Origin of the sequence: Clostridium ihumii AP5 (assembly GCF_000612845.1) — a bacterium.
In the GTDB taxonomy this organism is placed as follows: domain Bacteria; phylum Bacillota; class Clostridia; order Clostridiales; family Clostridiaceae; genus Clostridium_J; species Clostridium_J ihumii.
In genome coordinates this window covers 165,939-180,561 of sequence record NZ_CCAT010000062.1, presented here as the reverse complement: position 1 = coordinate 180,561, position 14,623 = coordinate 165,939, and the positions used below count along the sequence as shown (strand labels likewise).

11 protein-coding genes and 1 pseudogene are annotated in these 14,623 nt (G+C 25.2%); 2 read left to right on the top strand and 10 right to left on the bottom strand.

Going from position 1 to position 14,623, the window contains the following annotated elements:
- Window positions 1-67: 67 nt before the first annotated feature.
- The 5 genes from BN346_RS12045 to BN346_RS12025 form a co-directional block, all read right to left on the bottom strand.
- On the bottom strand, window positions 68-1,288 hold the full coding sequence (locus BN346_RS12045) for a DUF5780 domain-containing protein (protein WP_040328877.1): 1,221 nt from the start codon (window positions 1,286-1,288) through the stop codon (window positions 68-70).
- 184 nt (window positions 1,289-1,472) lie between these two features.
- On the bottom strand, window positions 1,473-2,558 hold the full coding sequence (locus BN346_RS12040) for a pyruvate kinase (protein WP_158644487.1): 1,086 nt from the start codon (window positions 2,556-2,558) through the stop codon (window positions 1,473-1,475).
- A 63-nt stretch (window positions 2,559-2,621) separates the two neighbouring features.
- Entirely contained in the window at window positions 2,622-3,227 is a 606-nt protein-coding gene (locus BN346_RS12035) for a DUF4829 domain-containing protein (RefSeq protein WP_051540357.1), read from the bottom strand.
- A 228-nt stretch (window positions 3,228-3,455) separates the two neighbouring features.
- The gene (locus BN346_RS12030; RefSeq protein WP_040328875.1) at window positions 3,456-4,610 is read right to left on the bottom strand and encodes a ribose-phosphate pyrophosphokinase; all 1,155 of its coding nucleotides are present in this window, start codon (window positions 4,608-4,610) and stop codon (window positions 3,456-3,458) included.
- Window positions 4,611-5,258: 648 nt separating this feature from the next.
- Complete coding sequence (locus tag BN346_RS12025; RefSeq protein WP_040328874.1) at window positions 5,259-5,717, bottom strand: DIP1984 family protein; 459 nt, start codon at window positions 5,715-5,717, stop codon at window positions 5,259-5,261.
- Window positions 5,718-5,879: 162 nt separating this feature from the next.
- Here BN346_RS12025 and aspT point away from each other — a divergent pair, with 162 nt between their 5' ends.
- Window positions 5,880-7,541: an aspartate-alanine antiporter gene (gene aspT, locus BN346_RS12020; protein WP_040328873.1), complete on the top strand. Its 1,662-nt coding sequence runs from the start codon at window positions 5,880-5,882 to the stop codon at window positions 7,539-7,541.
- Window positions 7,542-7,565: 24 nt separating this feature from the next.
- A pseudogene (gene aspD / locus BN346_RS12015) lies at window positions 7,566-9,201 on the top strand (aspartate 4-decarboxylase).
- A 35-nt stretch (window positions 9,202-9,236) separates the two neighbouring features.
- Here aspD and BN346_RS12010 read toward each other — a convergent pair.
- The 5 genes from BN346_RS12010 to BN346_RS11990 form a co-directional block, all read right to left on the bottom strand.
- The gene (locus BN346_RS12010) at window positions 9,237-9,620 is read right to left on the bottom strand and encodes a zinc ribbon domain-containing protein (RefSeq protein ID WP_040328872.1); all 384 of its coding nucleotides are present in this window, start codon (window positions 9,618-9,620) and stop codon (window positions 9,237-9,239) included.
- A gap of 18 nt (window positions 9,621-9,638) precedes the next feature.
- Window positions 9,639-11,345: an ABC-ATPase domain-containing protein gene (locus BN346_RS12005; protein WP_040328871.1), complete on the bottom strand. Its 1,707-nt coding sequence runs from the start codon at window positions 11,343-11,345 to the stop codon at window positions 9,639-9,641.
- Between the two features lie 499 nt (window positions 11,346-11,844).
- The gene (locus BN346_RS12000; RefSeq protein WP_040328870.1) at window positions 11,845-12,159 is read right to left on the bottom strand and encodes a rhodanese-like domain-containing protein; all 315 of its coding nucleotides are present in this window, start codon (window positions 12,157-12,159) and stop codon (window positions 11,845-11,847) included.
- 265 nt (window positions 12,160-12,424) lie between these two features.
- Entirely contained in the window at window positions 12,425-13,273 is an 849-nt protein-coding gene (locus BN346_RS11995) for an STM4011 family radical SAM protein (RefSeq protein ID WP_040328869.1), read from the bottom strand.
- Between the two features lie 2 nt (window positions 13,274-13,275).
- Window positions 13,276-14,595, bottom strand: coding sequence for an STM4012 family radical SAM protein (locus tag BN346_RS11990; RefSeq protein WP_040328868.1), 1,320 nt, complete (start codon window positions 14,593-14,595; stop codon window positions 13,276-13,278).
- Window positions 14,596-14,623: the final 28 nt, after the last annotated feature.

Here is a 14,623-nt window from a genome sequence, read left to right as displayed (position 1 = left end):
CAAAAATTTAATTTCTTGTAAAAATCATTCATTATAATACTATCTTTTTTAAATTTAATAATACATGTTATTGTAATTGTTTTCCTAAATATTCTTTTTCCCAATAAGTATAATAATCATTATTCCACTTACTTCCATCATAATATTCTACATCTCTTACACATGCTATTACAGTTTTTATAGTTCCATAATTTGTACGCAAATTCCATGAAGAATTATAACCAAATTCACCACCTGGTTGTATATTCACTAATTCAGCTTTTCCTTTAAATAATTGTTTTTCACCAGCAAGAACACCAGAATTAAGAGGATAACCATTAACATCATACATTAATATACCTACTGTAAAATTTTTAACAACTTTATTTGTATTATTTTTAAAAATAATTTTTGCTTCATCTTCAATTTTAAAGTAATCAGGCACTACTGAACAATTAATTACACTTAATTCTTGATTTTGTTTTGATGTTTCCTTAACTTTTTCCTCCTCAATCTTTTTATATGAATTAATTTTGTCATTTAACTCAGAATCATTCCCTATTATTTCATTAGCCTCTGTTAATATTTTTATAGCCTCTTTATAATTTTCTTGATTTAAATATTCTTCACATCTTTTTAAACTATCTTGTTTATATTGTCCTATATATTTCTTTATTTCTTCTTGTGCCTTTGCATAATTTTTATCATCTTTTATTACATTTTTATACTCTTTTATTCCATTCTGAATATCACCTTTTTTAATAAAATCTTCTCCTCTTTTAAATGACTGCCTTGAATTATTAAGCCTACTAATTTTAGCTACAGGAATATTACTGTTTACACTTATGCTATTTGTATTATTTATATTTTTTATTACTTCCATTTTCTTTTCTGCTTCATCATAAGTTATTTTTTCATTTTCAAATAAATTTTCAATCTCTTTAAAATTACTATCTAATATGTCCATAACCTTTTTTTCATTTTTCTTATTTCCCTTAATCTTACTTGCAAAAATTTTATTTGCCTCTTTGGAATTATTATTTTCAATTTTATTTTTAAATGAAATAATGGGATTGTTAGCGTAAACCATTCCACATACAAAACTGATTATAATTATTAATGTACTAACTATAATTACAATCTTTTTTTTGTTATATATTTTATTCTTCTTTCTTAAAGTATTAGTTCTTAATTCATTTTCATTCTCTAGTTCATTATTATTTGTTTCCTCTGTTAAAAGTTTATTTCCACATTGAGTACAAAATAAATTTTCTTTTTTATTTTCTTTCCCACATTTTGAGCAATACATATACATACCTACCTTAATATTTATTATATAATTAACAAAATTTTATTTTATATATATTATATTAATCACTTCATATTGCTCTAATTTGTACTTATAATTGTTTTTAATTTTTTCAAATACCATCTCATATCCCCCTAATTTTAATATTTAATTCTAATAAATATCAATTTATATTTATTATTCATTAGAATACATTATGACCATATTTATTAATAATTTTTTTAGTAACCTCTATAGTTTCTATTGGGTTTCTTCCTATACCAACTTCACCTGCAAGCATTACTCTATCCACTTTATTTTCTATAAAGTTGTATAAATCATCTACTTCTGAAATTTGAGGTATTATTGACCTCTTCATAGAATCCATAACATATGTTGCTATTATTAATTCTTTTTTCTTTGATTTCATTTTTTTAATTATTTGATTTTGTATATATGGTATATCTGTAATATCTATTTCTGAAACTAAGTCGCCTCTTCCAAGCATTATACCATCTACACTTTTTAGAATTTCATCAAAGTTTTCTATAGCTTCCCTACACTCAACTTTTGCCCAAATTTTAGGAATTTTTACTTGCTTGTTATACTTTTTTATCTTCTTTATATACGTTTTCAATTCATCTATATTATCTTTGCAAGTTGTATAAGATAAGCATATAACATCTACGCCATTTAGAAGTCCAAACTCTATGTCTTTTTTATCCTTTAATGTTAAAGTCATAGCTTGTCTATCCATATCTGGGGCATTAATACCTTTTTCACCCCTAATCATTCCACCAACAATAACCTCTGCTTTTATGGCTTCTCTATCTTTTAATTTTCCTATAACTTTAAACTGCATTGTTGCATCTTTCATAAGTATACTTTTACATTTAGTAATCCATGAAAATTCTCCTTCAAATGCAATTGGTATAAATATATATTGATTAGAAAATCTAATGTTTTCTTTATAAAATTTTTCACTACAAAAGTAGACTTCTTCCTTTTCTCTAACTTTTAATTCTCCTTTAAATAATGGAGATACCCTAAGTTTATTTCCTTGCAAATCTTGTATTATATCAATATTAGAAAAATTTTTTCCATACTCTATTAGTTCTTTAAATTTATTATAATCTGCATGAGAAAAATTTAATCTCATAGAATCCATACCTGCATCTATAAACTTATCTAAATCATTGGTTGTCTTTACATTTGGGCCTATTGAACATACTATCTTCATTCTATCACCTAACTGTCTATCTAAAATATATAATCTATTTCCATTATACACTAAAAATTAACAAAAAAATATCTAGTGAAATTTTATCACTAGATATTTATATATATTTAAACTTTATTCATGTCCATATATATCAAAAACTCTCCATGGTGCATCTTTAGTTTCTTTTACAACAACATAATATCTAACCCATGTACCACTACCCCATTTTGCTTTTTCATCATATTTCTCTGTAAGTTTTGTAGTATATTTTACTTCTACAATTTGATATTCCGCTGGATTCAATTCTTTTAATTTATCCATGTAAGCATAATAAGTTTTGCTTTTAGAATCTTTTGTATACTCATCTTTGTTCAATATTTTCATGTTATGAACTACTATTGCTTCAGTATACATTCCTTTTTCAAAACTTTCTTTATAAACATTTGGATAGTCTTTATAAAGATCACTTTGAACATATAAATCCTTAAACTTATCGTATTCATCACTAATAGTTACTTTGAATAAATCTAAAATTACTTTTTCACTTTCTGTAGTTGGATTAACTTCTGATTTGAAAAATCTATCATCATTATTATACTCTATTTTATAATCTCCATTATTAAGATTTGCTTCAATCTCTGTATAATTATATTTCTTTTCATTTTTTCCAGTACATCCAACTAATGATATAGTTATTAATACTATAGATATTACACTTAAAATTTTTCCTTTTTTCAAAATGCCACCTTCTTCTTTTGTTATGTATAAATATTAAATATTATTTATCTATTTTTTAATAATATACATTATACACTATGTTACTACTAATTTTTATATTAATTTTTTGCAAATTATTTTTTTAGTTTACGTTAATTTTAAACGTCTTAATTATAATTATGTAAACTAAATTAAATAAATAAGTACATCATTTTAAATATTGACCTATAAAACGATGTACTTATTTATTTATTTATTATTTATCTTTTTTAATAGTTTTTGAATGCTTTCTGTTGCATCTAATAGTGATGATATAGATTTATCATAATTAAGTTGATTTACAATTCTTGCAAGAAATTCTGACATATCCACTTCCTTAAACCATTCTCTATCTTTAATTTCTTTTGGAATGTATGTTAAATTAGTTGAATAGACTTTATTTATAATCCCTTCTTTATGAAATTTTTCAAATTTTTCTGCACCTTCTGTAAAAAGTGCAAAAGTTGTTGATACATAAATATTTTTAGCATTTCTCTTTTTTAATTCTACAGCAATATCAAAAATTGATTCACCAGATGCTATCATATCATCTACAATCAATATATTTTGATTTTCTATTGGTCTTCCCATATATTCATGTTCAACAATTGGGTTCTTTCCATGAACTACTTTGGTATGATCTCTTCTCTTATAAAATAATCCAACATCAAGTCCTAAAACACTTGAATAATATACTGCTCTATCCATAGCTCCTGTATCAGGACTTATAACAATCATCTTAGATTTATCTACAAGAACATCCTTTTCTGTTTTTAAAAATGTTTTTAAAATTTCATAAGTAGGATATATGTTAACTAAAGAACTTAATGGTATTGCATTTTGTATTGTAGGGTCATGAACATCAAAAGTTAATATTTCTTCAACTCCTAGTCTTTCTAATTCTTGAAGTCCAATTGCACAATCTAGTGATTCTCTTCCTTTTCTTTTATGTTGTCTAGCCTCATATAGCATTGGCATAATTACAGTAACTTTTCTAGCTCTTCCACCAATTGCTGAAACTACTCTTTTTATATCTTGAAAATGTTCATCTGGTCCTTTATGATTTGTAAAACCAAACATTTTATAAGTACAACTATAGTTTCCTATATCTGCAAGGATATATATGTCTTTTCCTCTTACACTTTCTGAAATTTTAACCTTTCCCTCACCATTGGAAAATCTGATTTCTTCAATTGAAATGAAAAAAGTTTTAGCCTTTTCATTTATAATTTTTTCATCATTTGCATTTTCCAACCTCATGTTAGCAATATGAGTACATATTTTTTCACCTAATTCTCTACAGCTTTCTAATGCTATAATACCAAGTTCACCATAAGGAATAATACTTTGTTTTTTATTTTCCATAATTAAGCTCCTTTTTGATAATTAAACTTATTGTAAAATTTATAATTGATTCATGATTTAAATACATAATTTATTTTCCTATATTATTATAATCATATTCCTCTTTAGTTATTAAATAAAATAATTCTTTAACATTTTCTTTACTAAATTTGTATTTAAACCTATTTTTTTAAATCACCTTAGCTGACTTATAATTAAAATCATAATGACTAGTCCATACTAAATCTACATTTAACTTATGAAATAAATATTTTAAAAATATTCTTATAATTTCAATTCATAACCATTATTCCAATATTTCTTATTTATCATAAATCCAATAACTTTTTTTGTATCTTTAAGTTCAATGGCAAAAGAAGAGTTACACTTAATTTTTTATTTTTTTCAAATCTTCCGATTATTATAGTTATAATTAAAGTAGCTCCCTCTTCCCTCCCTCACTTAAATTAATTAGTACTTGGTTGTAAATTGCAAAATGCCTGTAAATTGTACTCACTTTTAAAAGCTTTCTGTACCTTTGTAACATTACTGAGTGTACTTTATAATTATTAGGCTTACTCCAAAGCTTATCCTGTATATAATCATTCTAGATTTCTCCTGCTAGATTCAGGTTTGTACTCACTTTAATATAAGCTACCAACTTTAATACTATTCTATTAAATCTATATTCCAATTCATTCCTTGAAGTTTTGTATCTGTCTCTCTATATTCTTTTGAAATTTTATCAATTTCTTTTTGTAATTCAGAAACATTTACTGTACTATAAAATTTAACTTCTTTTTGTGAATACCTATCAAATTGTATAGTAGCTGCTTCTACTAAATCTCTTAATATTTTAGTTTTCTTTCCTAATAATTCTCTTTTATTTATTAAATCTGAAAGACATAACTCATTATCTATAATTGTATTGCTATTAGTTCTATTTATTTTATTTATAATTATTTCTAATTCATTTAAGTTTTTACTTAACTCATTTAGTAAACTTTGAGGATTTTCAGCTGGATTATCTCCTTCTTGTACCTTTGCATTTCTAATAAGTCTATCTTTTAATATTGCAATTCTTTTTTGCAAATCACTTCGTAAAATTAAAGCTTCTGCTAACTTCATAAATCTTCTCCTTTTTAAACTCTATTATCATTATAATATATTAAATTTTAAATTTATACAATTTATATATTTACTAATATCATAATATTTTTAAACCATTTAAGAAATACTAATTCTTGAAAATCTAAACTTATAATGAATTAGAGAGAAGTGGTGAAATATATGACTTGGTTTATAAATTCTATAAGAGCTTATCCTGAACTTGCACTGTTTCTAACTTTAGCAATTGGTTATGCTGTTGGAAAAATTAAAATAGGTTCATTTAAAATTGGGTCAGTAACTGGTGTTTTAATTACAGGTGTTGTTATAGGTCAATTAAATATAACCATAAACCCAACTGTTAAATCAGTATTTTTTCTTTTATTTTTATTTACTTTAGGATATAATTCAGGTCCACAATTTTTTAAAGGTTTAAGAAAAGACGGTATTCCTCAAGTTATTTTTGCTATAATTGTTTGTATTTCTGGTCTTATATCTACAGTAATTGTGGGGAAACTACTTGGCTATAATGCTGGTCAAGCAACTGGTTTAGCTGCTGGTGCATTAACGCAATCTTCAATAATTGGTGTTGCCCAAGATAGCATTTCAAAATTATCTTTACCTTCTAATGAAATAAAAAACATGATGGATTTTGTTCCTGTTGGCTATGCTGTAACTTATATATTTGGAACAGCTGGTACCGTTTTTATTCTTTCTACAATTGCACCTAAGATTCTAGGTGTAAATTTAGAAGATGAATGTAAAATTATAGAAAGCAATTTTAAAAATCCAGATATTTCATCTAATTTGAATTCTAATATATCAGACATTGAATATAGAGCTTTTGTAATTGATGAACACTTTGCTGGTAAGTCAGTTTTAGATATAGAAAAAACTGTGTCTACTAATGCTGTACGTTCATTTATAATACGTATAAAGCATAATAATAGTATTTTTACAGCTAAAGAAGATACAATTTTAAATTTGGGAGATAAAATTGTTTTTTCTTTTAAAAGCAATGACATGAAAAATATTTCACTATCTTCTCTTGGAAAAGAAATTTTTGATTTATCCTTATTAAACTTTCCTACTGAAAATTTAAGTGTTTATGTGAAATCTAAAAAAGTTATAGGAAAATCAATAGATTTCATAAAAAAATCTACACTAACTCGTGGAGTGTATATTTCTAAACTTAATAGTAATGGTGAAGATCTTTTTTATGATAAAGATATATTAACTCTAAGTGGTCCTAAGGATATTATTGAAAATCTATCATATAAAATTGGAACACCTATTTTTCATACTTCAGAAACAGATATGATATTTGTTAGTCTAGGAATTCTTCTAGGAGGATTAATTGGTATTCCTTCTTTAGTGCTAGGAGGCATTAAAATTAATTTATCTACTAGTGGTGGTGCTCTCATTATGGGACTTATATTTGGATTTATACATTCTCGCCGTCCACAAATAGGTCATATTCCTATTGGAACTACATGGTTTCTAAGCAATGTAGGTTTAACAGCTTTTGTTGCTGTTGTTGGCATAAATGCTGGTCCTGGATTTGTATCTGGAATAAAAACATCTGGAATAAGTTTTTTAATTGCAGGAATTGTAGTCACAACCATTCCAATAATTGTTGGAATTCTAATTGGAAAATATATATTCAAATGGAAAGTTCCAATAATCTTAGGTGCTTGTGCTGGTTCAATGACAACAACTGCAGCTGTTGGCGCAATTTGTGAAAAATCTAAAAGTAATATTCCTGTACTTGGATATACAGTTACATATGCAGTAAGTAATATTGTGCTTACTATTTGGGGCTCAATACTTATATTCTTTTTTTAATAAATTTGAAATGGAGTGTATTATATGAATAAACTTTATAAAGATGATGAAGATTTTATTGAAAAACTTAAAAACCTAAGTCCCTTTGAACTAAAAGATAAGTTAATTGATTTAGCATTAGACTCTCAAAAAAAAGGTGTGGAAATTTTTTTGAATGCAGGCAGAGGTAATCCTAACTGGACAGCTTCTACTCCAAGAGATGCTTTCTTTACACTTGGACATTTTGCTGTTTCTGAAACCAAAAGAACCTGGTGTGATAATGATTTAGCTGGCATGCCTGAAAAACCTGGAATTTACAATCGTTTTAAAGCCTTTGTAAATGAAAATAAAATTGCACATGGAATAGATCTTTTAGATAAAATTATAGAATTTGGTATAAAAAAATATGACTTTGAAGGTGACTCTTGGGTATTTGAATTAGTAGATGGTATTATAGGAGACAATTATCCTGTACCTGATAGAATGCTTATGAGAATTGAAAAGGTTGTTCATGATTATTTAATAAAAGAAATGGGTGGGAATATACCTTGTATACAAAGTCATGATTTATTTGCAGTTGAAGGTGGAACTGCTGCTGTATGTTATACTTTTGATTCACTTATAGCTAATCATTTATTACAAAAAAAAATCTCATATTGCTTTGATGGTTCCTATATTTACACCTTATTTGGAAATTCCAGAACTATCCAGATATGACTTTAACGTTACAGAAATACATGCTTCTGAATTAAATGAAGATGGTAGACATACTTGGCAATATCCAAAATCTGAACTTGATAAACTTAAGGATCCTAACATAAAACTTTTAGGTATAGTTAACCCAAGTAATCCTCCTTCTGTAGCAATAAATGATGAATCTATGGAATATATTAAATCAATTGTAAAAGAATATAATCCTAATTTAATGATTGTCACTGATGATGTTTATGGAACTTTTGCTAATAACTTTAAATCTTTTATGATTACTATGCCTTATAACACTTTAGGTATTTACTCATTTTCTAAATATTTTGGTGCTACAGGTTGGAGACTTGGTGTTATAGCTTTAGCTAAAAACAATGTATTTAACACCCTTATTAAGGAACTACCAAAAAGTGATACAGACGATTTAATTTCTAGATATAGTTCATTAACATCTAATCCAGAAAGCATACCATTTATTGATAGAATAGTTGCAGACAGCAGACAAGTTGCATTGAATCATACGGCAGGACTTTCAACACCTCAACAAGTTCAAATGGCTATTTTTTCAGCATTTGCATTAATAGATGAAGATGATAGATATAAAAAGCAAACCAAAGACATTTGCTACAGACGAAAAAAACTTGTTTACGATGAATTACTTACTTTACCTATGAAGAAAAAAGATGAACATAGTACATCTTATTACAATGAATATGACTTGTTGGTTTGGGCAAAAATTGCTTATGGAGAAGATTTTGCAATGTATCTGCAGAACAATCGTAGTCCTATTAAGTTTTTACTTGAACTTGCAAGAAGGTATGGAATAGTGTTACTAAATGGTGATGGCTTTAATGGTCCTAAGTGGTCTATACGTGTATCACTTGCTAATTTGAAAGATGAGCAATATACATTAATAGGAAAAGCAATCAATGAGTTATTCGAAGAATATGCTAAAGATTGGAAAGAAAATAAATAATCCTATAAATTAAAGCTAGCTTAAATTTGCTAGCTTTAATTCTTTATCTTACTTCCACAATGAGGACAATATTCAAAATTTGGATTTATATCTCTTCCACAATTTTTACATACATTTTCATAGTAATATTCATTAGTATTTACTTCATGTAAATCCCAATATGTTATTTCTATATTTTCTCCTTTTTCAATAGATTTTCCTTTTTCTTTAGGTATGCTATATATAGTATTGCAATCATAACACCTTATATAGTAATTTTCATTCCATTTAAAAAGAGGTATAAAAAAGAAATGAAAAAAGTTATAACTCTTTAAAAGTTTTCCACTAATAATTTTATTACATTTCTTACAACTTATATTATATAATGTCTTTATTTCTTTATTCTTATTTTCTATACCAAATATTCCTATAAAAAACATGTATTTAACATCCCTTTTCTAATTTTGCATTTTTAATTTTCTATACCTATTATAGGCTGACATTATTTCTTGCTTTCTTGGAAGTGCTAAACTTCCACTGCCACCTTTTATTTTTTCTAATGAAACAAGACCTTTTCTATCTATTTCTAATAATACTTCATCTACCATTTTTTCAAAGGTTAAATTTTTATCCATTAAGTTTATTTCTGCCCACTTCATTATTGTGCTTATAGCATTTAATTGTTCATTGTCAACTATTTGTTCAACTGCTCTTAAATTTATTTCTTCTCTATTTAAAACAATTGTATCTAGTCCTATAGTTTTTACTTTTACACCTTTAGGTCCATATTCAATAGTTCCCTTTTTAACTCTTCTTTTAAAATCAAATGATAATTTTAAATTTTTATCATTTATTCTTTTAATTATAGCACCGCTACTAAGATCTTTTGCTATTTTTGTAACATCTTTTACTAAGTAATTATCCATTTGAATTACTGTGTCAGCTACGTCAAAAAAATCTCCACAACTTCCCACTACTAATATTGTTGAAATTTGCTTTTGAGTATATAATGGTTTCATTATTTCAATAAATGGAGTGATTGGTTCTTTTTCCTTAGAAACTAATTTTTGCATTAAATCATCTCTCATCATGAAATTTGTAGCTGAAGTATCTTCATCTATTAAAATTACCTCTGCTTTACTTTCTATTCCTTCAACTATATTTGCAGCTTCTGATGTACTTCCACTTGCATTTTCAGTATTAAACTTTATAGTATCTTTCCCATTAGGTAAATTATTTATAAATAGTGAAATATCTGTATTAGTTATAGCTCTACCATCTTCCGCTCTTACTTTTAATGCTGATCTATTTGTTATAACAAATTCCCTACCATCACCTTTAATATGATTATATATACCAAGTTCTAAAGCCCTTAACAATGTTGATTTTCCGTGATATCCACCACCTACAATTAAAGTTATGCCTTTTTTTATACCCATACCTTTAATTATTCCATTATTTTTAGTTTTAAATTCAACTTCTAATTCTCTAGGTGATATAAACTCTTTCCCATTTTTTAATGGTCTACTAGAAACTCCACTTTCTCTAGGAAGTATTGATCCATTGGCTATAAAGGCTACTAATCCTCTACTATCAAGTTCATTTCTTATGTATTCTTGATCTTCAACTAAATTTACAGTTTCTAATAATCTTTTATGATTTATATTTTTATATAATAATGCTTTTTCAACTATACTTGGTAAAACATTATATAATATTTTCTCTAATTCTCTACCTAAAATACTTCTACCCCTTGCAGGAAATCCTATATAAAATCTAGCTTCTATTTTTTCTTCATCTACAATTACTGATGTTCTTTCAAGTATTTCTTGTGGACACCTACTTATAGAAATTAATCCGCTCTTTCCTGAACCAAGTATTTTCTCTCCACATTTATTTATATTGTAATAAAACTCTCTAGTTAAATAATCACAAAGTGCTATATTTTTTTCTTTAGTTTTAAAAAGCTCTAATGGAATCTTAGCTATATTTTGTTTAACTATTACTCTAACTCTTGAAGGTGATGCAAAAGGATCACCTTGAACATGATCTATACTTAATATGTAGTTTTTAAAATTATATTGTCCCTCTAAAGTTTTATATAATTTATAACTCTTACCATCTATTTTATTTAATTCTACTCTTAAATCTTCTAAATTCTTCATATGCTTCTCCTGTAAATTATAAAGTAATTTTTTAATTTAACTCTATAAATAATCCATATATTAATATTTTCTTCATAGTAAGTATATATCTTTTAATTTATTAGTTCAATTTATTTGTATAATATTGATGTACTCTATATGGTTTCAAATTCAAAATAACAAATTTATCAAATGATAATACTAATCTTATAGTTTATTGCTATATTTATATTTGAAACCAGTTGACAATTGACAGTTATGGTTAATATTATTCATTTCATTCATAATATTTAAAATAGAAATACCTAAAAACTACGTTTTTATATTGTTTTCAATTAATTTGCTATGCAAATTTAATAAAAAATCATTCTTTAAAATTGGAAATCCAATTTTTACATTCACTGTCAATTGTCCATTGTCAATTTTAAAAATATAGATTAATAATTAGCATTAAAATTCTCAACTGAAACATGAATAACTTAAATTTCCAACTTGGATTCCTATATATTTAAATTCCCTTTTAAATTCTATTTGCTCCTGTATATGAACTAAAACCACCTATTACATTAATCACATTAAAACCTAATCCTCTTAACTCACTACAAATTCTTGAGCTTCTTTTTCCAGATTGGCACATAATATAATATATCTTATCTTCTCTTAAATAATAGCTGGGATTTGACAATAGCTCATTCATAGGTATATTTCTAGCAGTTCGTATAGTTGACATTTGATAATCATATGCATCTCTTATATCTATTAAATCAATTTTTCCTATTAGTGAATCTATATTGTTTATATATATATCATTACTTCTATATGAATAATCATACATATTTACCATCTCCTAAATTTTTAGATTTTCAAGATAAATTTTCACTTTATACTCTTATCAGCTTATAAACCTATATTTGTATTTTATTCCTTTATTAATGATTTGGAACCCTATAATGACTTAAATACTCAATATATTTATAGATAAAAAATAATATTGAACTGAGCTTATTTTCCTATGTTTCTAATAGAATTTAATTTATTAATTTATAATATAAAAAAGATATGTGAGATGGAATGCACATATCTTTTTTATTGTAAAATTACTATTTTATTCTTGCAAGTAAACTTTCTTTATAAACTAAATCTAAACATAATTTTTGCAAGTGTATATAGCCTGTATAACATTTACAAATTTCATTTTTTCTCACAGGTATCTCTTTAAGTTCATTTAACTTATCTTTATATATAGAGCCTAGTGGATTATTATTTCTATAACATTTATGTATTACTCCATTTCCCTCTATCCAAAATACATTTTTTCCTGCATTACAATTTTCATAATCACAAATATAATTTTTATTATTTATATTAAAGTATTCGTCAATTTCTACTAACCTATTTATATCTTCATTGCTGTAATAATCTTTAATATCTTTATATGCATTTATCCATAAATATATATTTTTATCTATATTTAACAACTTGTCCTTTAGTACACAAATTTTATTTATATTTTCTTTAATTCCTACAGTTCCTACACTAAATTTTACATTTAACTTTATTAAATTTTCTATTTGCAATAAGAATTTTTCTAGCTTAACTTGATCTGGATGATATGTTACCCATAATTTTAATTTATCTCTATCTACATTTTTAAGCCAATTTAAATCACCACTTAAATTAGTTTGAATTACTAATTCATCTATATTCGGTAAATTACTAAGCTCTGTAAGATTGTTTTTATAATAATCAAACCCTAGCACCTCACCTTTAGGTGCTATTAAAATTTTAAAATTATCTTCACTACTTTTAAGAAAAGTTATAAACTTTTTAAACATCTGTTTATCTTTTTCTATATTCTTTTCATTTAATGTATATTTTGAAAATGGACAATAACTACATGTATAATTACAATACTTTATATTGCATCTATAAATTAATGTATACCTCACTTTTATTCCTCAAACAAATCAATTTTATTTTGTACTTCTTTTGATATAAACATTTCTCCTATTGAATCAGAAAACTGTAATCCATTTTCTGAAGGATAAATTCTACTTCCTTCTAAGATTAAATAACCGCTTTCTATTAACTTATTTAATTTTGAAAAATCATCAAGAACATTTGTTTTAAACCTATCATAATACTTTTTCATATCTAATCCAGATATTTTCAAAATAGATTTTATAACATATTTCCTTTTCATTTCATCTTCTGATAATATATATCCATATGTAGCATAATTAAAATTTTCTTCATCAATATACTCATCTATTATATTATCTATTCTATCTCTTTTTACTGCATACTTTCTTGAATAATGTATATTGTTTATATAAGATCTTGCACCACATCCTAGCCCTATCATTTCACTTTCTTGACATTCATAAGACGGATATAACTCACTTTTCATATCTTGTCTAATGAAGTTTCTCATAGATGTTTGTATATATCCATTATCTATAAGAATCTTTTTTGCTACTTTATAAATTTCTAACATTTTTTCAGTATCTCTATGATTATTTTCATACAACTTTGTTTTTTCTCTTATATAAAGAGGATATAAAAACGTCTCTTCCGGATTATAACTTAATGCTTTTTTTAGTGAAATTAAAAATGATTCTATTGTTTGTGATGGAATACCATAAATTAAATCAATATTTCTTATATCTATATTATTTTCAAATATTATATCTAATGCTTTTTCTATGTTTTCTAAACTTTCAAATCTATATATTTCATCTAATTCCTTTTTAAAAAAACTTTGAATTCCTATGCTTATTCTATTTATATAAAAACTATTTAAAAGCTTCATATATTCTTCATTCATAGTAGTTGGTGATGTTTCTATTGAAAAAAATACATTTTTGAAATCTACATTTAAAATATTTTGTATACTTTCTAATAAAAACTTCATATCATCTATTGGTAGCATAGTTGGAGTTCCACCTCCAAATATCACACTTTCAAATATACACTCATCTTTTATTTGTAATACATCTTTTAAATCTGTCATTTCTCTTACAAGTGTATTTATATAAGCTTTCATATTACTTCTACTTACTTTAGTACTTGAAAAAAGATTGCAATATCCACATTTGCTTTTACAAAAAGGAATATGAATATATAAAGTTATCTTATCATTTTTCCTATTTACCCATAAATTTTTTAAATCTATTTTTTCATTAAATTCTCTATAAGATTTTTTATGTGGATATGAGTACATATAATTTTTATAAGGATTATCTATTATCGTATCTTTAATGTTTTGCATACTAATTAGTCCTTTCACATTTTAATTA

Bases quoted from the DNA above. Each gene is read 5' to 3' on its own strand.
- BN346_RS12010 (WP_040328872.1), bottom strand. From the start codon at position 9,620: ATGTTTTTTATAGGAATATTTGGTATAGAAAATAAGAATAAAGAAATA.
- BN346_RS12025 (WP_040328874.1), bottom strand. From the start codon at position 5,717: ATGAAGTTAGCAGAAGCTTTAATTTTACGAAGTGATTTGCAAAAAAGA.
- BN346_RS12045 (WP_040328877.1), bottom strand. From the start codon at position 1,288: ATGTATTGCTCAAAATGTGGGAAAGAAAATAAAAAAGAAAATTTATTT.
- BN346_RS12005 (WP_040328871.1), bottom strand. From the start codon at position 11,345: ATGAAGAATTTAGAAGATTTAAGAGTAGAATTAAATAAAATAGATGGT.
- BN346_RS12000 (WP_040328870.1), bottom strand. From the start codon at position 12,159: ATGTATGATTATTCATATAGAAGTAATGATATATATATAAACAATATA.
- BN346_RS12030 (WP_040328875.1), bottom strand. From the start codon at position 4,610: ATGGAAAATAAAAAACAAAGTATTATTCCTTATGGTGAACTTGGTATT.
- aspT (WP_040328873.1), top strand. From the start codon at position 5,880: ATGACTTGGTTTATAAATTCTATAAGAGCTTATCCTGAACTTGCACTG.
- BN346_RS11990 (WP_040328868.1), bottom strand. From the start codon at position 14,595: ATGCAAAACATTAAAGATACGATAATAGATAATCCTTATAAAAATTAT.